Source organism: Agromyces sp. G08B096, assembly GCF_040267705.1.
GTDB lineage: Bacteria > Actinomycetota > Actinomycetes > Actinomycetales > Microbacteriaceae > Agromyces.
In genome coordinates this window covers 197,556-221,792 of sequence record NZ_CP158374.1, presented here as the reverse complement: position 1 = coordinate 221,792, position 24,237 = coordinate 197,556, and the positions used below count along the sequence as shown (strand labels likewise).

25 protein-coding genes are annotated in these 24,237 nt (G+C 73.3%); 16 read left to right on the top strand and 9 right to left on the bottom strand.

Features of this window, described 5'->3' with window-relative positions; translation table 11 throughout:
- The first annotated feature begins 57 nt into the window (after positions 1-57).
- The 13 genes from ABIQ69_RS01070 (at position 58) to ABIQ69_RS01010 (ending at position 10,368) form a co-directional block, all read left to right on the top strand.
- Entirely contained in the window at positions 58-309 is a 252-nt protein-coding gene (locus ABIQ69_RS01070) for a flagellar FlbD family protein (RefSeq protein WP_350348548.1), read from the top strand.
- Positions 310-311: 2 nt separating this feature from the next.
- Positions 312-1,076, top strand: coding sequence for a MotA/TolQ/ExbB proton channel family protein (locus ABIQ69_RS01065; protein WP_350348547.1), 765 nt, complete (start codon positions 312-314; stop codon positions 1,074-1,076).
- On the top strand, positions 1,073-1,882 hold the full coding sequence (locus ABIQ69_RS01060) for a flagellar motor protein MotB (protein WP_350348546.1): 810 nt from the start codon (positions 1,073-1,075) through the stop codon (positions 1,880-1,882). Before ABIQ69_RS01065 ends, ABIQ69_RS01060 begins: the two co-directional genes overlap by 4 nt.
- 62 nt (positions 1,883-1,944) lie before the next feature.
- The gene (locus ABIQ69_RS01055; protein WP_350348545.1) at positions 1,945-2,844 is read left to right on the top strand and encodes a flagellar motor switch protein FliM; all 900 of its coding nucleotides are present in this window, start codon (positions 1,945-1,947) and stop codon (positions 2,842-2,844) included.
- Positions 2,841-3,515 (top strand): flagellar motor switch protein FliN, encoded by a 675-nt coding sequence (gene fliN / locus ABIQ69_RS01050; RefSeq protein ID WP_350348544.1) that lies wholly within the window; start codon positions 2,841-2,843, stop codon positions 3,513-3,515. The genes ABIQ69_RS01055 and fliN overlap by 4 nt, the downstream gene beginning before the upstream one ends.
- Complete coding sequence (locus tag ABIQ69_RS01045; RefSeq protein ID WP_350348543.1) at positions 3,515-4,057, top strand: flagellar biosynthetic protein FliO; 543 nt, start codon at positions 3,515-3,517, stop codon at positions 4,055-4,057. The genes fliN and ABIQ69_RS01045 overlap by 1 nt, the downstream gene beginning before the upstream one ends.
- The gene (fliP, locus tag ABIQ69_RS01040; protein ID WP_350348542.1) at positions 4,054-4,902 is read left to right on the top strand and encodes a flagellar type III secretion system pore protein FliP; all 849 of its coding nucleotides are present in this window, start codon (positions 4,054-4,056) and stop codon (positions 4,900-4,902) included. Before ABIQ69_RS01045 ends, fliP begins: the two co-directional genes overlap by 4 nt.
- Positions 4,902-5,177 carry a flagellar biosynthetic protein FliQ gene (locus tag ABIQ69_RS01035; RefSeq protein WP_350348541.1) on the top strand — a complete coding sequence of 92 codons (276 nt, stop codon included), beginning with the start codon at positions 4,902-4,904 and terminating at the stop codon, positions 5,175-5,177. The genes fliP and ABIQ69_RS01035 overlap by 1 nt, the downstream gene beginning before the upstream one ends.
- On the top strand, positions 5,177-5,935 hold the full coding sequence (locus tag ABIQ69_RS01030; RefSeq protein ID WP_350348540.1) for a flagellar biosynthetic protein FliR: 759 nt from the start codon (positions 5,177-5,179) through the stop codon (positions 5,933-5,935). The genes ABIQ69_RS01035 and ABIQ69_RS01030 overlap by 1 nt, the downstream gene beginning before the upstream one ends.
- A gap of 2 nt (positions 5,936-5,937) precedes the next feature.
- On the top strand, positions 5,938-7,041 hold the full coding sequence (locus ABIQ69_RS01025) for an EscU/YscU/HrcU family type III secretion system export apparatus switch protein (protein ID WP_350348539.1): 1,104 nt from the start codon (positions 5,938-5,940) through the stop codon (positions 7,039-7,041).
- Positions 7,038-9,086 carry a flagellar biosynthesis protein FlhA gene (flhA, locus tag ABIQ69_RS01020; protein WP_350348538.1) on the top strand — a complete coding sequence of 683 codons (2,049 nt, stop codon included), beginning with the start codon at positions 7,038-7,040 and terminating at the stop codon, positions 9,084-9,086. The genes ABIQ69_RS01025 and flhA overlap by 4 nt, the downstream gene beginning before the upstream one ends.
- The gene (locus ABIQ69_RS01015) at positions 9,067-10,077 is read left to right on the top strand and encodes a hypothetical protein (protein WP_350348537.1); all 1,011 of its coding nucleotides are present in this window, start codon (positions 9,067-9,069) and stop codon (positions 10,075-10,077) included. Before flhA ends, ABIQ69_RS01015 begins: the two co-directional genes overlap by 20 nt.
- 48 nt (positions 10,078-10,125) lie before the next feature.
- Positions 10,126-10,368, top strand: coding sequence for a carbon storage regulator (locus tag ABIQ69_RS01010; RefSeq protein ID WP_350348536.1), 243 nt, complete (start codon positions 10,126-10,128; stop codon positions 10,366-10,368).
- Between the two features lie 13 nt (positions 10,369-10,381).
- Here ABIQ69_RS01010 and fliW read toward each other — a convergent pair whose 3' ends face one another.
- Genes fliW through flgN form a run of 4 tightly spaced genes read right to left on the bottom strand, consistent with a single transcriptional unit; the run spans position 10,382 to position 13,532 of the window.
- Entirely contained in the window at positions 10,382-10,753 is a 372-nt protein-coding gene (gene fliW, locus ABIQ69_RS01005; RefSeq protein WP_350348535.1) for a flagellar assembly protein FliW, read from the bottom strand.
- On the bottom strand, positions 10,750-11,631 hold the full coding sequence (gene flgL, locus ABIQ69_RS01000) for a flagellar hook-associated protein FlgL (protein WP_350348534.1): 882 nt from the start codon (positions 11,629-11,631) through the stop codon (positions 10,750-10,752). The genes fliW and flgL overlap by 4 nt, the downstream gene beginning before the upstream one ends.
- A 6-nt stretch (positions 11,632-11,637) precedes the next feature.
- Entirely contained in the window at positions 11,638-13,053 is a 1,416-nt protein-coding gene (flgK, locus tag ABIQ69_RS00995; protein WP_350348533.1) for a flagellar hook-associated protein FlgK, read from the bottom strand.
- A 2-nt stretch (positions 13,054-13,055) separates the two neighbouring features.
- Positions 13,056-13,532, bottom strand: a complete 477-nt coding sequence (flgN, locus tag ABIQ69_RS00990; RefSeq protein ID WP_350348532.1) for a flagellar export chaperone FlgN — start codon at positions 13,530-13,532, stop codon at positions 13,056-13,058.
- Between the two features lie 283 nt (positions 13,533-13,815).
- Here flgN and ABIQ69_RS00985 point away from each other — a divergent pair, with 283 nt between their 5' ends.
- Positions 13,816-14,532, top strand: a complete 717-nt coding sequence (locus tag ABIQ69_RS00985; protein WP_350348531.1) for a hypothetical protein — start codon at positions 13,816-13,818, stop codon at positions 14,530-14,532.
- Between the two features lie 425 nt (positions 14,533-14,957).
- A complete protein-coding gene (locus ABIQ69_RS00980; protein WP_350348530.1) occupies positions 14,958-16,940 on the top strand; it encodes a helicase associated domain-containing protein in 1,983 nt (660 codons plus the stop codon).
- A gap of 72 nt (positions 16,941-17,012) precedes the next feature.
- Here the strand turns inward: ABIQ69_RS00980 and ABIQ69_RS00975 are convergent, their stop codons facing one another.
- On the bottom strand, positions 17,013-18,803 hold the full coding sequence (locus tag ABIQ69_RS00975; RefSeq protein ID WP_350348529.1) for a S8 family serine peptidase: 1,791 nt from the start codon (positions 18,801-18,803) through the stop codon (positions 17,013-17,015).
- A 169-nt stretch (positions 18,804-18,972) separates the two neighbouring features.
- Between ABIQ69_RS00975 and ABIQ69_RS00970 the strand changes: the two genes are divergently transcribed.
- A complete protein-coding gene (locus ABIQ69_RS00970; RefSeq protein ID WP_350348528.1) occupies positions 18,973-19,566 on the top strand; it encodes a nitroreductase family protein in 594 nt (197 codons plus the stop codon).
- On the opposite strand, the gene ABIQ69_RS00965 is transcribed toward ABIQ69_RS00970, so the two are convergent.
- Genes ABIQ69_RS00965 through ABIQ69_RS00950 form a run of 4 tightly spaced genes read right to left on the bottom strand, consistent with a single transcriptional unit; the run spans position 19,550 to position 24,231 of the window.
- Complete coding sequence (locus tag ABIQ69_RS00965) at positions 19,550-21,163, bottom strand: glycoside hydrolase family 13 protein (RefSeq protein WP_350348527.1); 1,614 nt, start codon at positions 21,161-21,163, stop codon at positions 19,550-19,552. The genes ABIQ69_RS00970 and ABIQ69_RS00965 overlap by 17 nt on opposite strands.
- On the bottom strand, positions 21,160-21,996 hold the full coding sequence (locus ABIQ69_RS00960) for a carbohydrate ABC transporter permease (RefSeq protein ID WP_350348526.1): 837 nt from the start codon (positions 21,994-21,996) through the stop codon (positions 21,160-21,162). Before ABIQ69_RS00960 ends, ABIQ69_RS00965 begins: the two co-directional genes overlap by 4 nt.
- On the bottom strand, positions 21,986-22,957 hold the full coding sequence (locus ABIQ69_RS00955) for a sugar ABC transporter permease (protein ID WP_350348525.1): 972 nt from the start codon (positions 22,955-22,957) through the stop codon (positions 21,986-21,988). Before ABIQ69_RS00955 ends, ABIQ69_RS00960 begins: the two co-directional genes overlap by 11 nt.
- Positions 22,954-24,231, bottom strand: a complete 1,278-nt coding sequence (locus ABIQ69_RS00950; RefSeq protein WP_350348524.1) for a sugar ABC transporter substrate-binding protein — start codon at positions 24,229-24,231, stop codon at positions 22,954-22,956. Before ABIQ69_RS00950 ends, ABIQ69_RS00955 begins: the two co-directional genes overlap by 4 nt.
- Positions 24,232-24,237 lie beyond the last annotated feature (6 nt).

The window sequence follows — 24,237 nt, the reverse complement described above, 5'->3', positions numbered from 1 at the left end:
CGCCGCCGACAGTGGAGAGCGGCCCCTTCGCCGGGCCCTCACGTCCGGAGGAAGTGCATGATCGTCGTCACGCGACTGAACGGCAGTCGGTTCGCGCTGAACGCCGACCTCATCGAGCGCGTGCACGAAAGCCCCGACACGACCCTGCTGATGGTCGACGGCACCAGCTACGTCGTCACCGAGTCGCTCGCCGAGATCGTTCGGGAGATCGTGGAGTTCCGCGCCCGGGTGCTCGCCCGCGCCGAGGAGCTCGTAGGCGACGATCCCCGGCCCGGGCCCCGGCTCGCCGTCGCACCGAGAGCGGACTGACCATGGACCTCGCATTCCTCATCGGCATCGTCCTCGCGTTCGGCTCGCTGTACGCGATGATCACCCTCGAGGGCGCCCACGTCGACGCCCTGCTCATCCCCGCGCCGATGGTGCTCGTCTTCGGCGCGACGATCGCCGTCGGCATCGCCGGCGCCACCCTCTCCGACGCGATGCGGGCGTTCCGGGCCGTGCCGCGTGCGATCCGCGGCCGCACGGCGAAGCCGCAGGACACCATCGACCGGCTCGTCGAGCTCGCCGAGAAGGCCAGGCGCGAGGGGTTGCTGTCGCTCGAGCAGGATGCCGCGGAGACCGAGGACCCGTTCCTCAGGAACGCGCTGCAGAACATCGCCGACGGCACCGACGGCGACGAGCTCCGCACACTGCTGGAGGAGGAGGTCGCCTCGAAGGAGCGGGTCGGCATGCAGTCGGCCAGGTTCTTCAAGGCGCTCGGCGGCTACGCGCCCACCGTCGGCATCATCGGCACCGTCGTGTCACTCACCCACGTGCTCGAGAAGCTCGACTCGCCCGACACACTCGGGCCATCGATCGCGACCGCGTTCGTGGCGACCCTCTGGGGCCTGCTCTCGGCGAACTTCATCTGGCTGCCGCTCGGCGATCGCATCGCCCGGCTGACGACCCTCGAGGCGGAGAACATGACCCTCGTCATGGAGGGCGCGCTCGCGGTGCAGTCCGGCAGCCAGCCGCGCATCCTCGGCGAGCGCCTGCGCGCCATCGCGCCGGGCGTGGAGCAGCTCGAGGCCGCATGAGCGCCAGGCGGCGTCGGCGCGGCGCCGACTCGGACGTGCACAACGACGAGCGCTGGATGGCCTCGTACATGGACATGGTCACGGTGCTCATGTGCATGTTCATCGTGCTGTTCGCGATGTCGTCGGTCGACGCGGAGAAGTTCGAGGCGCTCAGCAACTCGCTGGCCACCGGGTTCGGGCAGGAGCCGTCGGAGCACACGGACATCTCCGAGGGGTATGTCGTGCCGGCCGATCTCCGCACCGACGAGCCCTCCGACCCGTCGGCGCTCGACCTCGCCCGGCGCGAGCTCGACCGGCTGCTCGAACTGCGCGATCGCATCGATGCGGGCCTCGCGGCGCAGGGCCTGCAGGACGCGGTCGCCTACGACATCGACGACCGCGGGCTCACGGTCCGCCTCGTCGGCGCGGAGACCTACTTCGAGGGCAACAGCGTGGAGCTCAGCCAGAAGGCACGCGCCGTGCTCGGCGTCGTCGGCGGCGTGCTCGGCACGGTCGACGACGAGGTGCGGGTCGAGGGCCACGCCGATCCGCACGGCTCTCCCGGCCCGTTCCCGACCGACTGGGAGCTCGCGAGCGGCCGCGCGACGCAGGTGGTGCGCTTCCTCGTCGAGCAGACGGGCATCGCCGCGCCGCGCGCGGCGGCGGTCGGGTTCGGGTCGGCCCGACCGGTCGCGAACGGTGCGGACGAGGCATCCGCCGCCCTGAACCGGCGCGTCGACGTCGTCGTGCTCTCGGACGAGCCCGACGCGGTGCGCGAGCTGCTGCCCCAGCTGTACGCGGGCATCGGCCAGCAGGGTGCGGGCTGAGCCGTGCACCCGGCCTCTCGCCCGCGCTAACCGGCCCGTCGCGGCAGCCGATAGTCCACGACGTGCCTCGCAGAACCCCGCCGCCGTCCCAGGCGACCGCCGCGACGGTCCACGCGTACGACTTCCGCCGCCCCACGACGCTCGCACGCGAGCACTCGCGCGTGCTGGAGCTCGCGTTCGAGACCTTCGCCCGGCAGTGGGGCACGCAGCTCACCGCGAACGTGCGGACCCGCTCGCAGGCGACCTTCCACCAGGTGAACATGCACACCTACGACGAGTACGCCGCGTCGCTCCCGGCCTCGACGACCATGGTGCTCTGCCGCATCGGCGACGAGGCCGAGAAGGCGGTCATCCAGTTCCCCGCGGTCGCGGCCCTCACCTGGCTCAGCCACATGCTGGGCGGCACCGGCGAGCACCGCGAGCCCGAGCGCACCTTCACGGAGATCGAGCAGCAGCTGGTCCTCGCCCTCGGCGACGATCTGCTCGACGACCTGCGGTACTCGCTCGGCCGGGTGCTGCCCGCCGACCTGGAGTTCGACACGATCCACCACAACGCCCAGTTCGCGCAGGCGGCCTCGACGTCGGCGCTCATGATCGTGGCGTCGTTCACCGTGGAGTGCGGCGAGCAGTCCGCGCCGGCGACGGTCGCGTTCCCGGCCGACGTGCTCCTCCGGGGCCTCGGCGACGCGAACCCCGTGGTCGCCACCGACCGGGCGCGATCGCTCGTCGCCTCGCAGGTGTCGCTCACCCCCGTCGACTTCGCCGTGCAGCTCGACCCCGTGCCGGTCACGCCGCGCGCGGTGCTCGACCTCGCGGTGGGTGACCTGATCCCGCTCCGCCAGCCGGCCCGCACGCCGTTCCGGGTGAGCGTCGACGGGCACGTGCTGGGTCGCGCCGCCGTGGGCCGCACGGGCACCCGCCTCGCCTGCACCATCATCGACACGCTGGAGACCGCATCATGACCCTCACCGCGCCCCCGTCGACCGCGCTCGAGGCCGCAGAGGCCTTCGTCCGCACCCTGCCGAGCGAGCACGCGTGGAGCGTCGGCGGCCCGGCGTCCGCGCCGGTGACGGATGCCGCGGAGGCGTTCGAGGCCGCCCTGGTCGGCGCCAGCACGGTCGACGTGGCGGTCGGGTTCGCCGCCGCGGGCTCGCTCGACGGCGAGGACGGCCTCGACGCGGCGCATCTCGTGCAGCCGGCGCTCGCGGCCGCCGCCCGCACGTTCGGCACCGGGGTGCTCGGCGAGGTGCGGCGCGACGCGAGCCTGCTGGCCGCCGAGGATGCCACGGTGCTCGAGCTGCTCGACGAGTCGGGCCGTGTCGCCGGCTGGCTGGCCACGCGCGAGCGCCTCGCCGGCCGCCGCCCCGCCGGCGGCGAGGACGGGGCGAACCTCGCCCGCATCAACGACGTCGAGATGGCGCTCACGGTGGAGATCGGGCGCACCCGGATGACGGTGCGCGACATCCTGAACCTCGAGCCGGGCGCCGTGGTCGAGCTCGACCGCTCGGCCGGGGCGCCGGCCGACATCCTGCTGAACGGCCGCATCATCGCGCACGGCGAGGTCGTCGTCGTCGACCAGGACTACGCCGTGCGCGTGACCCGCATCCTCGACGCCCAAGACGGCCCGCAGTAGTGGACACCGTCTTCCTCGTGCTGCGCGTCGCCGTCTCGCTCGGCGTCGTGCTCGCGGTCGTCTGGTACGCGCACCGGCGCGTCACCAGGAGCCGCGCGCGGACCAGGAAGACGCAGCTCGTCACGGTCGTGGCCCGGCAGTCGCTCGCGCCGAAGGCGTCGATGGTCGTCGTCGACGCCGACGGGCGCCGGCTGATGCTGGGCGTCACGGAGCACGGCGTGACCGTGCTGAGCGATCGCCCGTCGCCCGCCGGCGCCGCGGCGGATCCCGCTGACGAGGAGTCCGGCCGCGAGCCGCGCGCCGACTTCGGCCGCGTGCTCGCCGCCGTCCCGCCGCTCGCGGACGACCCGGCCGAGTCGGATGCCGCGTCCGCGGCATCCGCCCTGTCCGCGGCATCCGCACTGCCCGCGGCACCCGCACTGGCGGCAGCATCCGCCCTGCCCACCGCACCCGCACCGCACGGAACGCGCCGCGGGTCGATCCTCTCGGCCGAGACATGGAAGCGCTCGCTCGCCGGGGTGAAGGAGGGCCTCGGCCTATGACGCCCGCCTCGACCGGCAGCCGCCGGTCGGGCAAGCCCGCACGGGTCGCCGCGATCGCGGCCGCTTCCACCGTCATCGCGCTGCTCCTCGTGGCGACGCAGACCCTGCCGGGCTTCGCCGAACCCATCGACCCCGCGCCGCCTGCGGAGCCGGCCCCGCCGGCGGACAACGGCGGCGGCTACGGCGTGGAGATCAACGGCCCCGACGGCACCCCGTCGTCGGCGATCGTCACGCTGATCTCGATCACGCTGCTCGCGGTCGCCCCGTCGCTGCTGATCATGATGACCTCGTTCACGAAGATCTTCGTGGTGCTCGCGATGGCGCGGAATGCCCTGTCGCTGCCCGCCGTACCGCCGAACCAGGTGCTCGCGGGCCTCGCGCTGTTCCTGTCGATCTTCGTGATGCAGCCCGTGCTCACCCAGGTGAACGAGCTCGGCGTGCAGCCCTACCTCGACGGCACGCTCGACTTCGGGCAGGCCGTCGAGGCCGGCAGCGCGCCGCTGCGCGAGTGGATGCTCTCGTTCACCCGCGAGGAGGACCTCGCCCTGATGACGCGGGCCGCCGGGCTGCCGAACCCCGAGGATGCCGCGGCCGTCGACTTCGCGACCCTCATCCCCGCCTTCCTCATCTCCGAGCTCCGGTCGGCGTTCATCATCGGTTTCGTCGTCTTCGTGCCGTTCCTCGTGATCGACCTCGTCGTCTCCGCGGCGCTCATGTCGATGGGCATGATGATGCTGCCGCCGGTGATGATCTCGCTGCCGTTCAAGATCCTGCTGTTCATCCTCGTCGACGGGTGGGGACTGCTCGCCACGACCCTCGTCTCCAGCTACCGGGGAGGCGGCTGATGGACAGCGCGGCCGTGCTCGACATCGGGCTGCAGGGCCTCATCGTGGCGGCGAAGCTCGGTGCGCCCGTGCTCGTGACGGCCCTCGTCGTCGGGTTCGCCGTCTCGCTCGTGCAGTCGATCACCCAGATCCAGGAGGTCACGCTCTCGTTCGTGCCGAAGGCGGTCGCCGTCGGCATCGCGCTCGTGGTGTGCGGGCACTGGATGATCAGCGAGATCGTGGCGTTCACGCTCGACCTGTTCGCGCGCATCCCGTCGCTCGTCGGGGGCGGCTGATGGGGTTCACGATCGATGCGGGCTGGCTCGAGGCGGTGATGCTCGCGAGCGTGCGGATGGCCGCGTTCGTGGTGATCGCGCCGCCGTTCTCGTACGGCGCGGTGCCTGGGCGAGTGAAGGCGGCGCTCGCGGTCGGGCTGGGTCTCGCGGTGTCGCCGCGCGTCGCGGCGGGGTACGTGCCGGCCGAGGGCGGGGCGTTCTTCGGCGCGATCGTCGCCGAGCTCGTCACCGGGGCGGCCCTCGGATTCCTCGTCCTCGTGATCTTCTCGGCGATCCAGTCGGCCGGGAGCCTGCTCGACCTTTTCGGCGGGTTCCAGCTGGCCATGGGGTACGACCCGCAGTCCATGGTGCAGGGCGCGCAGTTCGCCCGCCTGTTCCATCTCGCCGGCATCGCGCTGCTGGTCTCGTCGGGGGCGTACCTCGTGGTCTTCAGCGGGGTGTTCGCCTCGTTCGACGCGATCCCCGTCGGCAGCGCCATCGACCTCGCCGCATCCGCGGAGCAGGCGATCCACGCCGTGACCGGCATGCTCGTCGCGGCGGCGCAGATCGCGGCGCCGCTCATCGTGGTGCTCTTCCTCGCCGACCTCGGCCTCGGCCTCCTCACCCGCGTGGCTCCGGCCCTCAACGCCTTCTCGCTCGGCTTCCCGCTGAAGATCCTGCTCACCCTCGCCCTCGCCGGCACCGTGTTCGTCGCGCTGCCCGCCGTCGTCGAGGCGCTCGCCTCCGACGCGATGGCCGCCATGCGGGAGGCGGGGTGAGCATGTCCGACAGCGGCGAACGCACCGAACGCGCGACCGAGAAGCGGCTGCGCGAGGTCTACGAGCAGGGCAAGCTGCAGCGCTCGCAGGACCTCACGGCGTGGGTCGGCATCGGCGCGGCCGCCCTGATGATCCCAGCGACCATCAGCGCCGCCACCGACGCCGCCGTCGCCCAGTTCGCCGCCGTCGCGGATGCCGCCGCCGACCCCGACCCGCTCGCGGCGGTGCACGCGCTCGACGTCGGCTTCGCGTCGGTGCTGCCGAGCGTCGGCTGGATGCTCGCCGTCGTCGCGGGCGCGGTCCTCGCCGCGGCCGCCCTGCAGGGCGGCGTGCACCTGCGGAAGAAGTTCGTGCGGTTCGAGCACCTCGAGCCGGTCGGCGGGCTGAAGCGCATATTCGGCATGCAGGCCGTCTGGCAGGGCGTGAAGGCGCTCGTGAAGTCCGCCGTCGTCGCGGGCGTGCTGCTCCTCGTCGTGCAGGGTCTCATGCCCGTGCTGCTCGGTGCGGGCGGCCTGCCGCTGAACGCCGTGCTCCAGGCCGCCGCCGACGGCACGACCTGGCTCGTGCTCGCCGCCGTCGCGGCCGGGCTCGGGCTCGCCGCGGCCGACGTCCTCGTCGTCGCCCGCCGCAACCGCAAGCACACGATGATGACCAAGCGCGAGCTGCAGGACGAGCACAAGCACACCGACGGCGACCCGCTGATCAAGTCCCAGCGCCGGGCCAGGCAGCTCGCGATGAGCCGGAATCGGATGATCGCCGCCATCGCCGACGCCGACGTCGTCGTGGTGAACCCGACCCATGTCGCCGTCGCCCTCCGCTACGAGCCGGGCAAGAGCGCGCCCCGGCTCGTCGCGAAGGGCAAAGGCCACGTCGCGACCCGCATCCGCGAGGAGGCCGAGCGCACGGGCGTGCCGATGGTGCGCGACATCCCGCTCGCCCGCGCCCTCCACGCCGGCTGCGCGGTCGGCCACGAGATCCCCGTCGACCTGTACCAGGCGGTCGCCGTGCTGCTCGCCTTCGTCGCGGTGCTGAGGCGGCGCGGACGCGCCGCGCTCCGCGGCATCCACTCGCTCTCCACCATGCAACCCACCGGAGGTCGCCCATGAACCGGAACGTCTCGATGATCGCCGTCCCGCTCGGCGTGGTGGGCATCCTGCTGCTGCTCATCGTGCCCGTGCCGGCGTGGCTGCTCGACGGGCTGATCGTGGTGAACATCCTGTTCGCCCTCGTGATCCTGCTGACGACGATGTTCGTGAAGAAGCCGCTGGACTTCTCGGTCTTCCCATCGCTGCTGCTCGTGGCGACGCTGTTCCGTCTGGGCCTGAACGTCGCGTCGACCCGGCTCGTGCTGGGCGAAGGCTACGCGGGGCAGGTGATCCAGGCCTTCGGGCACGTCGCCGTGGGCGGTTCGATCGTCATCGGCGCGGTCGTGTTCCTCATCCTCGTCGTCATCCAGTTCGTCGTCGTGACGAAGGGCGCCGAGCGCGTCGCCGAGGTCGGGGCGCGCTTCACGCTCGACGCGATGCCCGGCAAGCAGATGGCGATCGACGCCGACCTGAACGCCGGACTCATCACCGAGTCGGAGGCGAGGCGCCGCCGCGCGGAGGTCTCCGCGGAGGCGGACTTCTACGGCGCGATGGACGGCGCGTCGAAGTTCGTGAAGGGCGACGCGATCGCGGGCATCGTCATCATCCTGATCAACATCGTCGGCGGCATCGCGATGGGGATGCTGCAGCGCGGCATGGACATCGGCGACGCGCTCGACACGTACACGCTGCTCACCATCGGCGACGGCCTGGTCACGCAGATCCCGGCGCTGCTGATGGCGGTCTCGACCGGCATGGTCGTCACCCGGTCGAACACCGACGCCGACATGGGCGGCAACGCCTCCGCCCAGCTCACCCAGTCGCGCACGGCGCTGCTCATCGCCGCGGCCGCGGCGGGGCTCATGGGGCTCATCCCCGGCATGCCGATCATCCCGTTCCTCATCGCCGCGGCGGCGCTGCTCGTGCTCGCGCAGCGTGTGCGGACGCGCGAGCGCGAGGCCGAGCGGGCCGTGCGGATGGAGGAGCTGGATGCCTCCGCCCCGAAGGCCGAGACCCCAGAGGACCTGCTCGGACAGGCCCGCGTGCACGCCCTCGAGATCGGCCTCGCGCCCGACCTCGTCGACCTCGTGAACGGGTCCGCCGACGACCTCCTGGCCCGCGTGAAGGGTCTCCGGCGGAAGATCGCGCTCGAGCTCGGCTTCGTGATCCCGCCGGTGCGGACCCGCGACAGCGTGGAGCTGCCGCCCTCGACGTACTCGATCCGCGTCGCGGGCGTCGAGGCGGGGCGCGGCACCGCCCCGCCCGGCCGAGCGCTCGCGCTCGGCGACGGCCTGGAGGCGCTGCCGGGCGACGCGACCGTCGAGCCGGTGTGGGGCCTGCCGGGCAAGTGGATCCCCGTCGAGGCCCGACGCACCGCCGAGCTCGCGGGTGCGACCGTCGTCGACCGCGTGTCGGTGATCGTCACGCACCTCTCCAGCCTCGTCACGGAGCACGCCGCGCGCCTGCTCTCCCGCGAGGACGTGCGCGTGCTCACGGAGGGGGTCCGGGCGGAGAACCCCGCCGCCGTCGACGAGCTCACCCCCTCACCCCTCTCGCTCGCCGAGGTGCAGCGAGTGCTGCAGGGGCTCCTCGCCGAACGCGTGCCGATCAACGACCTCGGGCGCATCTTCGAGGCGGTATCGCTCAAGGCGAAGACCACCACCGACCCCGAGCAGCTCGTCGAGGCCGCCCGCGACGCGCTCGGCGCGGTGATCCCGGCCGCCTACGCCGAGGGCGGGTCGCTGCGCGTGCTCATGATCGACCCGCTGCTCGAGCAGCGCATGCTCGAGGGGCTCCGGCCGAGCGAGCAGGGCAGCCAGATCCTGCTGCCGCCCGACGCCATCGAGCAGGTGCTCGGCGGCATCCGCCGGCAGGTCGCCGCGGGCGACGCCGACGGCGGACGCGCCGTGCTGGTGTGCGCGCCGGCGCTGCGGCCCGCGATCCACCGGCTCGTCGAGGCGCAGCTGCCGGGCACGCCCGTGCTCTCGTACCAGCAGGCCACGGCCGGCGGAGCCGCGATCGAGACGGTGGGGGTGATCCGAGCCGATGCCGAGCTTCCGGCGTAGGGCGAAGACCCTCGAGCAGCTGCGCGAGGAGGTGCTGCTCGGTTTCGGGCCCGAGGCGCGCATCGTCGAGGCGACCCGGGTGACCCGCCGCGGCGTCGGCCGTTTCCTCGCGAGCGAGGAGATCGAGGCGACCGTCGTGGTCCCCGACGACGCGGCCCCCGCCGGCGGCGTGGCGCCCGAGCGGCTCGATCGCGGCGGCATCCTCTCGCTCCTCGCAGAGGCCGACCAGGGCGATGGACGCGGACCTGCCGGAGCGTCCGGGTCGCCCGGAGCGTCGGCGGCCGCGCATGCCGGCCCGGCGGCGGGCGGGCAGACCGGCGCGTCGGCGGGCGACGACTTCGGCGACCTGCTCGCGCGTCTGCAGCACGCGCTGGGGGATGTCCCGCCGCCCGCGCCGTCCGCCATCCCCCTGCCCGCCTCCCCCTCGCGCGCGGGCGCGGGCGTCCCTCCGGCGGATGCCGCGGGCCTCATCGCGCTCGCCCCCGCCGCGGGCGACCTCGTGGCCGTGGTCGGACTCGGCGACGACGCCGAGCGGCTCGTCCGCGGGCTCACCGCGACCGCCCAGCGGCGCTACCTGCGCCTCGACGGCCCGGGCGGGGCCGGCGCCTCGGGAGACGTCGTGGACGAGGCATCCGGTGCCGCGTCTCGCCGCTCACCCGTCGGCGGCGACCCGGCCGCCGCGCGGCGTCGCGCACTGGAGGCGCGGATGGCGGCCGTCGAGTCCGACCGGGCGGTGCTCGTCACCGGCTCGGCCGCGGCCCTCGACGACGACTTCGGCTGGCTCGCGGAGCTCCGGCCCGACGAGGTGTGGGCGGCGGTCGATGCCGGCCGGACGGCCGATGACTCGGCGCAGTGGTTGCGACGACTCGCGCAGCAGGTCGGCCTCCACGCGATCGGCGTCGTCGGCGTCGGGCTCACCCGCGATCCGTCGTGGGTCGGCGGGCTCGGACTCCGCGTCGGCTGGGTAGAGCCGGTGCCGCGCCGCGCATGACCTGGGTGACGGCCGCCGGGGAGTCTGCGGCCGGGAGGAGATGCAGGGATGCTGGTACTGACACGGAAGTCGAACGAACGCGTGCTCATCGGCGACGACATCGTCGTCACGGTGCTGGAGGTGCGGGGCGACAACTCGGTGCGCCTCGGCATCCACGCCCCGCGGGATCGCCGCATCCAGCGCGAGGAGATCGTCGTCGACGTCGCCTCCGCCAATCGCGAGGCCGCCGTGGATGCCTCGCCCGAGGCGGCCGCCGCGCTCGCGCGCTTGCTCGCGAGACCCGGGAACTGACCCGTCCGGCCGGCTACGCGGCCGCGAGCACCTCGGCGAGGGGCATCCGCATCGGCCAGCCGCCGCGGTCGAGGATGACCTGGCGCGCTCGCCCGTCGGCGGCGACCAGGATCGGGGCGGCGAGGTTCACCGTGATCGCCTCGCCCGACGGGTTCACCACGAGGTAGAGCGCGAGGCCTTCCCGGCCGCCGAGCTCCTCGACGTCGATCGCGGGCAGCTCGGGGCGGTACGACGGCAGGTGCCGGGCCGCCTCGAGCACGAACAGCCGCGCACTGCCCGCCGCCTCGCGGAGGGCGGCGAGCCCGTCGGAGCCGCCGACCGCGACGAGCTCGAACGCCGTCGAGGTGAACCCGTACGGCGGCGCCAGGAAGTCGAGGCGGGTCATGCCAGGTAGTCCATGAGCGTCGGCCGCACCGCGCGGGCCGTCGCGGCGAGCGCCGCCTGGTGCCCGACCTCGCGCATCGACAGCTCGATGGCGACCTCGGCCACGTCGAGGTCCTCGAGGCTCGACCGGGCGGCCTCGAGCCCGATCTTGTCGCCGAGGTTGCGGTCGACGGCGGCGAGCACGGTGCCGTGCCGGGCGCCGACGCCCGCGTGGACGCGGAGCACGGCCTCCCGGTGGCCGTCGAGGGCGGCGAGGTTGGCGCGGACGTCGCCGCCGCCGCGGAGGTCGGCCGCGATGCGGTCGAGCGTCGCGAACGCCGACGCGGCGCCCGTGCCGAACACCTCCGACCCGTCGACGTCGACGCGGACCGTGGTGCCGTCGTCGATGCGGCGCTCGACCGATCCGAGCCCGCCGGTGAAGGAGTAGTCGGCGGCGAACGCGTGCCCGGCGTCGGAGGTGCCCGCGAAGACCGAGCGGCCGAGGTAGCTCGTGTTCGACTGGGCGAGCAGCAGGTCGCGGATCGACTCGATCTCGGCCGCGATCGCCTCCTTCTGCGTGGGCGACATCGCGCCGTCGTTCGCGCCCTGCAGGGTGAGGTCGCGCGCCCGCTGCAGCAGCTTGGTGGTGCTGTCGAGGGCGGAATCGATCGTGCTCAACCAGCCGTTCCCATCCTGGATGTTGCGGGCGTACTGGGCGTTCGCCCGCTGCGCTCCGCGCACGCCGATCGCGGCGGCGGTGGCTGCCGGATCGTCGGAGGGCCGCGTGATCGCCTGGAACCCGGAGGCGCGCTCCTGCGCGCGCGCCAGCTGGGCGGTGGCCGACTGCAGGTTGCGCATCGACGCCTGCATCATCGTGGTGCTGGTGACTCGCTGGATCATGGGCTCCTACCTCCCGACCAGGCCGGTGCGGTTGACGAGGACGTCGAGCATCTCGTCGATCGCGGTGAACACCCGTGCCGCTCCCTGGTACGCGGTCTGGGCGGCGACGAGGTTGAGGTTCTCCTCGTCGAGGTCGACCGACGAGGTCGACAGCTGCCGGGCGAGGGCGCTCGCCCGGCCCAGTTCGGTGACCGCGGCGCGGTCGTGCTCGGCGCCGGCGGTGACGCCGACGCGGGCGACGAACGCCGACCAGACGGCGTCGGGCGACCCGGCGCCCTTCGCGAGCTGGGCGATGCGGTCGGCGTTGGAGCCGTCGAGGGCTCCGGCGCCCGGGGCGGCGGCGGCGATGCCGTCGGCGCCCGTCGGCACCACCCGCAGGCCGAGGGCGGGCGGCAGCGCGGGGTCGGTGGCGAAGAAGTCGAGCCCGGTCGCGCCGGTCGTGGTGACGCCTTGGCGGTGCACGGCGTTGACCTGCGCGGCGAGGGTCGTGGCGAACGCGTCGTACGAGGCGAGCGCCTCGGCGAGCGGGCCGCCCGATCCGCCGGAGGCGGGCGCGAGCATCGAGACGGTGCCGGCGAGCGCTCCGCCGTCGAGGGCGATCGGCGTACCGGGTCGGCGCTCCCACTCGAGCTGCACCGGACCGCCGCCGGGGGTCGTCGGCCCGGCGAGGGCGACACGGTGAGCGACGGTTCCCGCGACGACGGGGTTGCCCGCCACGAGGACGTCGACCGTGCCGTCGCCGCGGTCGTGCACCACGCCGCCGGCGAGCGCGGCGAGGTCGCCCGCGACCCGGTCGCGCTCGTCGAGGAGCTCGTTGACCGAGCCGCCGCCGAGCGAGGTGCGGCGGATGACGTCGTTCAGCTCGGCCACGCGCGCGGCGGCCTGGTTCACGTCCTCGACCATCGCGGCGGCATCGGCGCGTGCCGCCTTCCACTGGTCGGCGACGGCACGGTAGCCCTCGCCGATGCGGGAGGCGAGAGCGGTGGCCTCCTCGATGACGACGGCGGCGGCGGCCCCGTCGCCCGCGGCGTTGCCCAGGTCCTGCCAGGACGCCCAGAACTCCTGCAGCTGCGCCGAGAGCCCGTTCGCGCCGGGCTCGTGCAGTCCGTCCTCGAGCTGGGCGAGCAGGTCCGAGCGGCTCGCGTGGTAGCCGGCGGCCGCCGACGCGGTGCGCACCGACGCGGTGAGCAGGTCGTCGGCGAGCCGGCTGATCCCCGTGACGGTGACCCCCTGGCCCGCGCCACTCCGGGGCAGCGCGAGCACGCCGACGGTGCCGAGCGCGGGGTTGGCCGACAGGTCGACCCGCTGCCGGGTGTAGCCCGGCGTGTGCACGTTGGTGATGTTCTGGCCGGCGAGCTCGATGGCCGCCCGGGCGGCGGAGAGGCCGGTGTAGCTCGTGGTGAGTCCGGCGAAGGTGCTCATGGTCAGGTCTCCTCGTCGACGAGCGTGGCGGCGTGGGCGACGCGGGTCCGGCCGGATGCGTCGTAGGTGTCGTGGCCGGCCGGCCGGCCACCGGGCGGCGCGGTCGTCGCGGTGCGGCGCAGCAGCAGCTCGTTGGCGTCGCGGAGGGCCGCGATCTCGGCGGTCACGTCGCGGAGCGCCGCGAGGTGGGCTTCGAGGATGTCCCGCCATACGGGATCCTCGGTGGCCTCGGCGAGTTCCCGGAGCGTGGCGTCGGCACCGACGCCGAGCTCCTCGGCAGCCTCGCCGGACTCCACCGCCCGCGCCAGGCCGACCTCCTTCAGCCGGTCGGTGACGTAGGCGATCTCGTGCGCCGCTCGTCCGAGCCACCGGTGCCGGTCGGTCGCGAGGAGCAGCCGTTCGACGTCGAGCTTGTAGAGCAGCACGTCGAGCAGCTCGCGTTCGCGCCACAGGACGGCGGACAGCTCGTGCAGGCCCATCCCGGCTCCTTCCGCGCTCGTGCGGCGGGCTCGTCCCGCCGGTGTTCACCATCGGTCGTCGACGGCCCGGTGGTAAGCGCCGGAACGTGTCCGCGCATGGTGTGAGTGCGCCCCGCTCGGTCCGCCGAACGGGGGACGCACCGGCCCCGCCCCCGAACACCCGATCACGCACCCCCCGGCGCCTTCGGCCGGCCGCCCGCGAACCCCCGCGCGCGGCCGCCCGATCGCCGGTCGCCCTGCGTCCGTCCTCCCCCGACGGCGCCCACCCGAGGAGCCCCCGCCCGTGAACCCGACCACCCCCCTCCGTCCGCATCCCGTCGAGGGCTGGACCGAACGACACCGGCATCCGGACGGCGTCTCGTACTGGCGCCGCGGCGAACGCCATCGTGCCCGCGGATGGGCGGTCGAGCGCCTGAGCGTCCGCGAGGCGTGGCTGTTCGGCCGCCGCATCCCGTCGCCCGAGCACGATCCGACGGTGCCGCTCGTCTTCGACGGTCAGGATGCGGCCGGCTGCCTCCGATGGCTCGACGCCGACGGCCGGGTCCGGGCGGAGCAGTGGGTCACGTCGGGCGGTGTGGAGGAGACCCGCCTGCTCGACGGGCGCGGCCGCCCGGAGCGGCACGCCTGCGGCGGCTACCAGCGCCTGCGGGTGCTCGGCACCGGCGAGCGGCGCCACTACGAGGAGTCGGCGACGGGGCCACGGCTGCACCGGGTCGACGGCCCGGCGATCGAGGATGCCTCGCAGCCCGAGCGTTCCCGCTGGTTCGAGCATGGCGTGGAGGCCGCGTCGCCTGCCGAGGTGCTCGAACGGCTCGAGCTGCGCTCGCGGGCGGAGGCGTCGGGGCGGCTCGCGCGGCGCCGCGGCGGGCCGGCCCGGCTCGAGGAGCCGTGGATGGCTGCGGGCGACCACCGGCGCGTCGCCGCGTTCGTCCGGCGCTGGCCGGAGAGCGAGCTGAGCTGGCGTCTCGCGCTCGCCTGGCCGGACGTCTGGCACGACTGATCGAGCGTTCGCGCGATGCCCGGCGGGTCTCCGGGCGACGCGGCGGAGCGAGCCGGGGCCGACCGCTCGAGGGCCGTCCGACGCCCCGCCACGGCGACACGCCGCGATCGGGACGACCCCCCTTTCGGGGGTGTTTTGATGCGATGACATCCACCCGGCATCCCCCGGCGATCCGCGTGATTCCGCGGAAGTCGGCCCCGTCGCGCGCGGAACGCGATGCGGATCCGTCACCCCCCTTCTCGGGCCTGTTGTGCTTCCTGAATCAACGCTGTGAGAATCACGACAGCTGTCGCGCAAGCGGGGAATCGCCTCTTCTCCGGGGGGTTGCCGGCGGTCGTGCGGAGATCCGTCGGGGGGCGGATCTCCGCCCAAGTCGCGGCCGGCGGCCGCGACGGGTTGCGGCGAGGCGACCGATGGGGGACGGAATGACCGGTGCAGGCTCGGTGGAGGAGGTCGGCGCGGTGACGCGCGTGGCGAATGCTGAGTGGCGGGTGCCCGAGGGCGCCGGCGCCTGGGGGGCCGGCCTGTACGCCGTCGAGACCGAGGCCGACTGGTTCGCCCGCGCCGACGCGTTCGCCGCCTTCGCCCGCGAGCACGGCCGGCTGCCCGGCACGGGCGCCGGAGCCGACGCCGAGGAACGCCGGCTCGCGCGCTGGGTGAAGTACCAGCGGGAGGCCGCGCACCGCGGCCGCCTGCCGCGAGCCCGCGCCGAGTGGCTCGACGCGGAGGTGCCGAGCTGGCGCCGGCCGGCCGACCACGCGTGGCGCGCAGCCGCCGTCCGCGTGGGGCTGTACGTGGCCGAGCACGGCGCGTACCCCTCGTCCACCTCGGCCGATGTCGAGGTGCGCCGGCTCGGCACGTGGCTGCGCACGCAGCGCCGCGCGCACGACGCCGGCCGCCTGTCGGACGACCGGCGGACCTGGCTCGATCTGAACCTGCCGTACTGGCGCTCGCCGTCCGCCGAGTCCTGGTACCTCGTCGCCGAGTCGCTCGCCCGCTTCCGGACCGAGCAGCGCCGACTGCCGCGCTCGAGCGGCGATGCGTCCGAGCGACGGCTCGCCCGCTGGCTGCGCGATCAGCGGGCTGCGGCGGCGGCCGGCCGGCTCGAGGCCGAGCAGTCGGCGTGGCTCGAGCAGGCCATCCCGGGCTGGGCCGACGCCCGCCTCGCGGCGTGGATGGAGCTGGCCGACGCCGTCGCCGGCTTCGCGCGCAGCTGGGGCCGCCTGCCGGCGCGCGACGGCGGTCCCGGCGAGCAGCGGCTCGCCCGCTGGCTCGCAGCCCAGCGCGCCGCAGCGGCGCGCGGCACGTTGTCGCAGGCGTCGCACGCGGCCCTCGACGAGCGGGTCCCGGGCTGGCTGGACCCGAGCGGCCCGGCCGAGGAGCGGTGGCGCGACCGGCTCGAGGAGACCGCGGCGTTCCTGCAGGCCCACGGCCGGCTCCCGGCGCGCTCGGCCGCCGCGGCCGAGGGCGAACGCCGGCTCGCCGTGTGGCTCGCGGGACAGCGCAGCGCAGCCCGAGCCGGCCGGCTCCTGCCGAACCGCCGCGCCGACCTCGACCGCCTGCTTCCCGGCTGGGCCAGCACTGAGGAGGACGCCTGGCGCTCGCGCGCCCGCGCCGCCGCCGCGTTCATCATCCGGCACGGCCACCCGCCCACGGTGCGCAGCCCCGAGCCGGGTGCCCGCACGCTCGCGGTCTGGCTCGGCCGGCAGCGTTCCCTCGAGGCCGCGGGCCTGCTGCCCGAGAGCCGGCGCACCTGGCTCTCGCGCCATCTGCCGGGCTGGCACGACCACCACCTCGCGACGTGGCGGGCCACCGCCGAGCGCCTGCTCGACTTCCGCGCCGAGCACGGGCGCCTGCCGACCCGCGCCGCGGGCACGTCCGAGCTCGAACGCGAGCTCGGTGTGTGGCTCGCGAACCAGCGGGCCGCGCAGCGCACCGGGCGCCTCGCCGCCGACCGCTGCGCGTGGCTCGACGAGCACGTGCCCGAGTGGCGCGACAGCCGCCTCGCCGCCTGGCTCGCCCAGGCCATCGAGGTCGAACGGTTCACGTCCGCCGCGGGTCGCCTGCCGTCTCCGCGGTCGACCAGCCCGCGGGCCCGGGCGCTCGGCACGTGGCTCGACGCCCAGCGGACGGCCCGCCGTCGCGGCGAGCTGCAGCCGAACCGGATCGCGTGGCTGGACGCGCACCTGCCGGGATGGTCCGGGCGGATCCGCCCGCCCGGGTCGCGGACGCGGGCGGCCGCCCCGTGGCCGGGCGTCGGACTGGCGCCGGAGGCGCGGGCGCACGCCGACCGCGTGCTCAGGGAGTGGATCGACCGGGCGCGTCGCCGCGACGGCCTGCCCATGCGGAGCCACCACCGCCGGTGGCTCGACGACAACATGCCGGGCTGGGACCGCCGGGGCGCCTGAGCGTCACGGGCCCGTCCGGACACGACGGTGGGCGGATGCCGCCGAGTCGCGGCATCCGCCCACCTGGCCGCGTCAGCGGCCGATCGCGCGGGTCGCGCTGATGATGCCCTCGCCGTAGAACCCGTTGTCCGTCGCGCCGCCCTCGCAGACGTGCGTGGCGGTCGCCGTCGTGCCATTCGGCAGGTGTCGGGTGTAGGTGAACTCGGCGGGAACCGGGCACGCCGTGTCGACGGCGCTGTGGGCGAGCTTCGCCTCGACCACCTGCGCGGGCAGGTACTTGCCGCCGCGCAGCAGGTCGGGCAGACCGTACTTGCTCACGATGAGCGCGGCGACGCCGGCCGCGTGCGGCGACGCCATCGAGGTGCCCTGCAGGTACTGGTAGTACGCGCAGGTCTCGCCGGACTCGTCGCAGCTCTTCACCGCCCAGTCGACCACGACCTCGCCGTTCTCGTCGATCGCGCCCTCGGCCTCGGCCAGTGCCGCGGGGTACGCGGCGAGGATGCCCTTGGTGACGTCGCGGGTGTCGTCCGCGGTGTCGTAGACGTCGCCACCGGGCGCCGCGACATCGATGTAGCCGTTGCCGTAGTTGGAGTAGTACGCCTTCCGCTCGGAGATACCGGTGCTCGAGACCGAGACGACGCCCTCCGCCTCGGACGGCATCGACACGCACGACTCGGGGTCGAGCAGGTCGCGCGTGTACGCCACCTCGCCCGGCACGTCGGCGAAGTCGGGGCTGCCGCCGTCGGTGAGCACCTTCGTGTAGTCGGATGCCTCGTTCCCGGCGGCCGCGACCAGCGTGACGCCGCGGTTGCGCGCGTAGTCGAGCGCCCGCTGCATCGCCTGGATGATCGTCTGCTGCTCCTGCTGGTCGGCGGGCGAGTCGGCCGGGTGGCTCGTACAGTTGAACAGCCACGGGTCGACGTAGTAGCTCATGTTGACCACGTCGATGCCGTTCTTGCCCGCGTAGGTCAGCGCGTCGACCGACGGCTGCAGGAAGAAGTACCCGGAGTCCTGACCGGCACGGAGGTTCACCAGGTCGACGTTCGGCGCGACGCCGGCGATGCCGATGCCGTTGATCGGCGAGCCGATGGTGGATGCCACGTGCGTGCCGTGCCCGTTCTCATCGACGTCGGCGGGGTCCTCGCAGGAGCCGTCGGGGTCCTCCTCGCACGCACCGTCGACGGGCTCGCCGTTGGCGTCGTAGGGGATGTCGACCGTGAAGTTGCGGCTGAGCTCGGCGTCGAAGTTCGGCGCGATGTCGGGGTGCGTGCCGTCGACGCCGGTGTCGAGGATGCCCACGCGCACCTTCTTCGAGCCCTGCTCCCACTTGTACGAGCCGTCGACGGTGGCGCCGATCTGCTGCATGTCCCACTGCAGGTCGGCGAGCGGCTCGGCGGTGAGGTTGCCGCGCCCGTGGCCGTTGCCGTTGCCGTTGCCGTTGCCGTGGCCCTGCCCGCGCTGGGTCGCAGCGGGGGCGCCGGCCGACTGCCGGGTCTCCTGCTCGACCGCGTCGGTCTTCCGGGCTTCGCCGTTGCCCGTGCGCGCGGCGTCCGGCACATCCGCGATCACGCGGTTCTGCGCGGTGCCCTCGATGACCGCCTGCGCGGCGGCCGCGTCGGCGAAGCCCGCCTCGGTGGTCACGACGGTGGCGACGCCGACTTCGCTGTTCTCGCTGACGATGGTGCCGCCGGCGGCTTCGACGGCGGCGCGGGTCTCGTCGGCGGAGGCTCCCTCGGCGAACAGCACGACGTATTCGCGCGTGCCGCTCGCGTCCTCCTCGGTGGCGGTGGTGGCGGTGGCCGGGGAGGCCGCCAGCGCCGTGATCGCGAGTGCGATCGCCGACGCTGCCGCGATGGATCTCATCCGTGGCATCAAGTGTCCTTTCCCTCTGTGGATCGGTGCGGCCACTCTGGCATACCCCCTGTTCGGGGGGAAGGGCTCGCGCGGAATACCCTCAGGCTCGATGCGTTTGAATGAATCGGGACGATGGGGCCCCGGCACCCTGGAACTCATCCGAGAAAGCTGCACCACCATGACGCTCGTCACCGAACTGACCGACCGGACCGCCGACACCGAGGCCCCGCTCATCTCCGCCCTCGTCGAGCGCTGGAGCCCCCGCGCCTACGACCCCACCGCCGTCGTCCCGACCGAGACGCTCCGCACGGTGTTCGAAGCCGCCCGCTGGGCTCCCTCCGCCAACAACGTGCAGCCGTGGCGGTTCATCGTCGCCCGGCGCGGCACCGACGCGTTCGCCAAGATCCACGACGGGCTGCTGGGCTTCAACCAGGCCTGGGCCGACTCGGCCGCCGTGCTGGTCGTGAACCTCGCCGAGACCGTCGACCCCGAGGGCCGGCCCCGCCCATGGGCCCGCTACGACCTCGGCCAGGCCGTCGCGCACCTCACCGTGCAGGCGCAGCACGAGGGCCTGCACACCCACCAGATGGGCGGATTCGACGCCCAGCGACTGCACGACGCGTTCGAGCTCGACGACTCGCTCGAGGTCGTCTCCGTCACCGCCATCGGGGTGCTCGGCCATGTCGAATCGCTCCCCGACGGCCTGCGCGAGCGCGAGGTCGCCCCGCGGGTGCGCAAGCCCCTCGACGAGCTCGTCATCGTCGGGGAGTAGCCCACACCGTCGAGTTCGCCGCGATCACGCCGCGCCGCGACGGAGCGCTCGCGAGGTAGACGTACAGCCCGTCGGGCAAGTCTTGGTCGGCCGAGCCGAAGTTCGTGACGCACACGGTGTCGCCGCGACGGAACGCCAGCACGTCGGCTGCGCCCGTGTCGATCCACGCGAACCCGTCGGCGGGCAGGTCGGCTCGGTGGCGGAGCATCCACCGGTACAGGTTCAGCGTCGACTGCTCGCGCTCGACCTGCGCCGCCACCGTGAGCGTCGCCCAGGCCGCGGGCTGGCTCAGCCAGGTGCGCACGCCGTCCGGTGAGAAGCCGAAGGGCGGCTCCTGGCCGCGCCAGGGAAGCGGGACGCGGCACCCGTCGCGGCCGGGGTTCGCCCCGCCGGTGCGGAAGTACATGGGGTCCTGGATCTCCGCGAGGTCGAGGTCCTCGACCTCCGGCAGCCCGAGCTCGTCGCCCTGATAGATGTAGAGCGACCCGGGCAGGGCACCGACGAGCAGGGCCGCGGCCTCCGCCCGCCGGCGGCCGAGTGCGAGGTCGGTCGGCACGTTCCACGCCTTCTCCTCGAATGAGAAGCCGCTGTGCTCGCGCCCGAAGCGGGTGACGGGGCGCGTGACGTCGTGATTGGAGAGCACCCAGGTGCAGGGCGCCCCGGTCGGTGCGTGCGCCTCGAGCATGAGGGAGATCGAGTCGCGGTAAGACGCGGTATCCCACGGCCGGGTCATGAGGTCGAAGTTGAACGCGGTGTGCAGCTCGTCGGGGTCGAGGTACCTGGCGAACCGCTGCCGGTCCGGGATCCAGACCTCGCCCACGAGCACCCGAGGAGGGTCGTACTCGTCGGCGATCTCCCGCCACCGCCGGTACACGGGGTGGACCTCGTCGCGATCGAGGTTGGGGTGGCGCCCGGGGGCATGGCTGCCGTCGTCCTCCGGCAGCTCGGGGTCCTTCATGATGTGCGCGGCCGAGTCGATGCGGACGCCGGCCACCCCGCGGTCGAACCAGAACCGCAGCAGCACCTCGTGCTCGCGCGCCACGTCGGGGTGGCGCCAGTCGAGGTCGGGCTGCTCCGGGGCGAAGAGGTGGAGGTACCACTCGCCCGGCCGCCCGTCGGCCAGCGTCGTCCGCGACCAGGACGGCCCGCCGAAGTTGTTCTTCCACCTCGTGGGCGGGTCGGCGCCCTCCGGCCCGCGTCCCGGGTGGAACCAGAACCGCCGCCGGGCATCCGACCCGGGCTCCGATGCGAGCGCCGCCTGGAACCAGGGATGCGCCGACGAGACGTGGTTCGGGACGAGGTCGATGATGGTGCGGATGCCGAGCTGCGCGGCCTCGGCGATGAGCCGCTCCGCGTCCTCGAGCGTGCCGAACGTCGGGTCGATCGCACGGTAGTCCTCGACGTCGTAGCCGCCGTCAACCATCGGCGACCGGTACCACGGGGTGAACCAGATCGCATCGACGCCGAGCCACGACAGGTACGGCAGCCCCTGCCTGACCCCCTCGAGGTCGCCGACGCCGTCTCCGTCGCCGTCGCGGAAGCTGCGCGGGTACACCTCGTAGACGACCGCGGTGCGCCACCACTCGTCGGCGCTCATCCCTTCAGCCCCGAATGGGCGAGCCCTTCGACGAACTGCCGTTGGGCGATGACGAACACCACGAGCATCGGCACGACCGTCATCGTCGCCGCGGCGAGCTGGGTGTTCCACATCTCGCCGCCGTACGCGTCGGTGTAGCGGGTGAGGGCCTGCGGCAGCGTGAACAGCTCGGGCGAGGTGAGGTACACGGTCGGCTCGAGGTAGAGGTTCCACGAGGCGAGGAAGGTGAGGATCGCGACCGCCGACAGTGCGGGCTTCGCGAGGGGCAGGGCGATCCGCATCCAGATGGCGGGACGGCCGAGTCCGTCGAGCCGGGCCGCCTCCTCGAGCTCGCCGGGCAGGGCGATGAAGAACTGGCGCATGATGAACGTCGCGAGCACGCAGGGGCCGGCGAGCGCGGTCACGAGGATGAGCGGCCAGTGGGTGTTCACGAGTCCCGCCTGCTTGAACATCTGGAACAGCGGCACGATCGTCACCTCGCTCGGCACCAGCAGTCCGACGAGGACGACGAGGAAGAGCGCGTTCGCGCCCGGGAAGCGCACCCGGGCGAAGGCGTACCCGGCCAGACTCGAGACGACCAGCGTGATCAGCGTCACGACGACGGCGATGTACACGCTGTTGACGTACTGCTGCGCGAACGGCTGGAACGTGAAGGCCTCGACGTAGGCGTCGAGCGTCGGCGAGCCGGTGAAGAGCGTCGGCGGCGACTGGAAGATCTCCGACAGCGGTTTGAACGACGACGCGATCATCCACACCGTCGGGATGACGAACGGGATGGCGAGCACGGCGAGCGCGACGACGAGCGCAGCGCGCCTGAGCAGCTCAGTCCTCATAGAAGACCCACTTCCGTCGGAGCTGCCACTGCAGCAGGGTGAGCAGCATGACGAACGTCAGCAGCATCAGCGCGAGCGTCGAGCCGTAGCCGATGTCGTTGAACTCGAACGCCTGCTGGAACACGTAGTAGACGAGCACGGTCGTCGCGAGGCCGGGGCCGCCCTCGGTGAGCACCGCGATCTGCGCGAACGACTGCAGCGCGCCCACGATGGTGAGGATCGCCGTGAGCAGCAGCGTCGGGGAGATGAGCGGGAGCGTGATCCGCAGGAAGATCGTGCTGTTGCGGGCGCCGTCGATGCGGGCCGCCTCGTAGAGCTCGCCGGGCACCCCCTGGAGCGCGGCGAGGAAGAGCACCATGTTCACGCCGACGCTGCGGATGACCTGGGTGACGATGACCGAGATCATCGCCGTGTCGCCCTGGAGCAGCCAGTTGGTGCCATCGAGGCCGATCGTCTCGAGCGCGGCGTTGATCCCGCCGTTGTCCTGCAGGAGGAAGCCCCAGACCAGCGTCCACGCGACCACGGAGACGACCACGGGCGAGAAGAACAGCGTCCGGAAGACGGTCACGCCGCGGAAGCGCCGGTTCAGCATCACCGCGAGCGCGAGCCCGAGCGAGATGTTCAGCACGACCACGCCGATGGAGAACCAGGCGGTCGCCGCGAGCACCGAGGGAAGCTGCGGGTCGTTCAGGAGCGCGGCATAGTTCGCGCCGCCGACGAAGGTCAGCTCGCCGCGGAAGATGTTCCACTCGTTCAGGCTGTACCAGACGGCGAGGACGACGGGCACGAGCACGAACACGCCGACGCCGAGGAGCTGGGGCGCGACGAAGAGGTAGCCGGTGAGCGCGTCGCGCCTCCGGGTGGTCCAGAACGGGCGACGGATGCCGCGCACGGCCGGCGGCCCGGGGGGCGGCGTGTCGGCCGCCTCCCGGGTCGTCGGGTTCACCTGCGTCGCGGTCACTTCGCCAGCAGAGGCTGGATCGCGTCGCACATCGAGCCGAGGACGGCTTCCACGTCGGCGTCGGGCGTCCACATCGCGTCGAGCGCCGTCTTGCCGGTCTGTGCGATCTCGGCGGGGTTGGTGTGGTTCGGCAGCGTGATCGCGTCGGGGATCTGGTCGACGACCACGGTCTGCAGCTGCTCGGCGGTCAGCTTGGGGTTGTTCTCCGCCAGCTTCTCGCCGGTGAGCAGCGACTCGCGGGGCGGCGGGAAGTACTGGGCGAGCAGCGCCGCGTTCTCGGGGTTGGTGAGGTAGGCGAGGAAGTCGGTGGCCTCCTGCACGTGCGGGCTCGAGGAGAGCACGCCGACACCGGCCTGGCCGATGACCGAGTAGTCGCCCTCGGGCCCGGCGGGCAGGGGGATCACGTCGTAGGCGAAGGAGCCGTCGAGGAGCGAGGCTCGGGAGACCTGGGCGACGGTGAAGGCCGAGTCGCCGGCGAAGAAGTCGGCGGTGGTCCCGGGGCCGGGCATCGACCCGTCGACGTAGATCGCGTCGTGCACGAACTGGAACGCGTCGACCATCTCCGGGCTGTCCATCGTGCACTTCGTGCCGTCGGCGTTCCACGCGGCGGCGCCCCAGCCGGGCCAGACCGTGCCGAGCGTGTTCCACGAGGAGTAGTTGAAGTCGCGGATGACGAACCCGCCCTTGCCGGTCGCCTGGTTGACCGCCGCGCCGACGGCCGAGACCTCCTCCCACGTGGGGTCGTCGTCGAGGGTCTGCCCCGCCTGGGCGAGCAGGTCGGTGTTGAGGTACAGCGCGAACGGCGAGTTCGAGAACGGGTAGGCGTACAGCTCGCCGTCGACCGAGAACTCGGCCGTGACGCTCTCGAGCAGGTCGTCGTACTCCCAGCCCTCGGTGGCTTCGAGGGTCTCGGTGAGCGGGACGAGCGCGTCGGACGCGATGAGGTCCTTCGAGAGGTCGCCCATCCAGGCGAGGTCGGGTGCGTTGCCGCCCGCGATCTGGGTCGTGAGCGTCGTGTTGTAGTCGGCGAACGGCAGGCTCTCGAAGGTGATGGTGCCGATCTCGGGGTGGTCGGCCCGGTACGACTCGGCGATCGAGTCGAACAGCGCCAGCTGGTCCTCGTTCGAGGTCCAGACGGTCATCCGCAGGTCGACGCTGCCGGGAGCGGCGGTGGTCGGCGGCGCCTCGCTCGGGCCGCTCTGGCAGCCGGTGACCGCGAGGCCGACGGCCGTGGCGAGCGCGAGCGCGCCGCCCAGCTTCGTTGCTGTGATCATGTGTGT

What these genes read in the sequence shown, in the direction of transcription:
- ABIQ69_RS01070 (WP_350348548.1), top strand. Translation starts at nt 58, where the DNA reads ATGATCGTCGTCACGCGACTGAACGGCAGTCGGTTCGCGCTGAACGCC.
- ABIQ69_RS01065 (WP_350348547.1), top strand. Translation starts at nt 312, where the DNA reads ATGGACCTCGCATTCCTCATCGGCATCGTCCTCGCGTTCGGCTCGCTG.
- ABIQ69_RS01060 (WP_350348546.1), top strand. Translation starts at nt 1,073, where the DNA reads ATGAGCGCCAGGCGGCGTCGGCGCGGCGCCGACTCGGACGTGCACAAC.
- fliN (WP_350348544.1), top strand. Translation starts at nt 2,841, where the DNA reads ATGACCCTCACCGCGCCCCCGTCGACCGCGCTCGAGGCCGCAGAGGCC.
- fliP (WP_350348542.1), top strand. Translation starts at nt 4,054, where the DNA reads ATGACGCCCGCCTCGACCGGCAGCCGCCGGTCGGGCAAGCCCGCACGG.
- ABIQ69_RS01035 (WP_350348541.1), top strand. Translation starts at nt 4,902, where the DNA reads ATGGACAGCGCGGCCGTGCTCGACATCGGGCTGCAGGGCCTCATCGTG.
- ABIQ69_RS01030 (WP_350348540.1), top strand. Translation starts at nt 5,177, where the DNA reads ATGGGGTTCACGATCGATGCGGGCTGGCTCGAGGCGGTGATGCTCGCG.
- ABIQ69_RS01025 (WP_350348539.1), top strand. Translation starts at nt 5,938, where the DNA reads ATGTCCGACAGCGGCGAACGCACCGAACGCGCGACCGAGAAGCGGCTG.
- flhA (WP_350348538.1), top strand. Translation starts at nt 7,038, where the DNA reads ATGAACCGGAACGTCTCGATGATCGCCGTCCCGCTCGGCGTGGTGGGC.
- ABIQ69_RS01015 (WP_350348537.1), top strand. Translation starts at nt 9,067, where the DNA reads ATGCCGAGCTTCCGGCGTAGGGCGAAGACCCTCGAGCAGCTGCGCGAG.
- ABIQ69_RS01010 (WP_350348536.1), top strand. Translation starts at nt 10,126, where the DNA reads ATGCTGGTACTGACACGGAAGTCGAACGAACGCGTGCTCATCGGCGAC.
- fliW (WP_350348535.1), bottom strand. Translation starts at nt 10,753, where the DNA reads ATGACCCGCCTCGACTTCCTGGCGCCGCCGTACGGGTTCACCTCGACG.
- flgL (WP_350348534.1), bottom strand. Translation starts at nt 11,631, where the DNA reads ATGATCCAGCGAGTCACCAGCACCACGATGATGCAGGCGTCGATGCGC.
- flgK (WP_350348533.1), bottom strand. Translation starts at nt 13,053, where the DNA reads ATGAGCACCTTCGCCGGACTCACCACGAGCTACACCGGCCTCTCCGCC.
- flgN (WP_350348532.1), bottom strand. Translation starts at nt 13,532, where the DNA reads ATGGGCCTGCACGAGCTGTCCGCCGTCCTGTGGCGCGAACGCGAGCTG.
- ABIQ69_RS00980 (WP_350348530.1), top strand. Translation starts at nt 14,958, where the DNA reads ATGACCGGTGCAGGCTCGGTGGAGGAGGTCGGCGCGGTGACGCGCGTG.
- ABIQ69_RS00975 (WP_350348529.1), bottom strand. Translation starts at nt 18,803, where the DNA reads ATGAGATCCATCGCGGCAGCGTCGGCGATCGCACTCGCGATCACGGCG.
- ABIQ69_RS00970 (WP_350348528.1), top strand. Translation starts at nt 18,973, where the DNA reads ATGACGCTCGTCACCGAACTGACCGACCGGACCGCCGACACCGAGGCC.
- ABIQ69_RS00965 (WP_350348527.1), bottom strand. Translation starts at nt 21,163, where the DNA reads ATGAGCGCCGACGAGTGGTGGCGCACCGCGGTCGTCTACGAGGTGTAC.
- ABIQ69_RS00960 (WP_350348526.1), bottom strand. Translation starts at nt 21,996, where the DNA reads ATGAGGACTGAGCTGCTCAGGCGCGCTGCGCTCGTCGTCGCGCTCGCC.
- ABIQ69_RS00950 (WP_350348524.1), bottom strand. Translation starts at nt 24,231, where the DNA reads ATGATCACAGCAACGAAGCTGGGCGGCGCGCTCGCGCTCGCCACGGCC.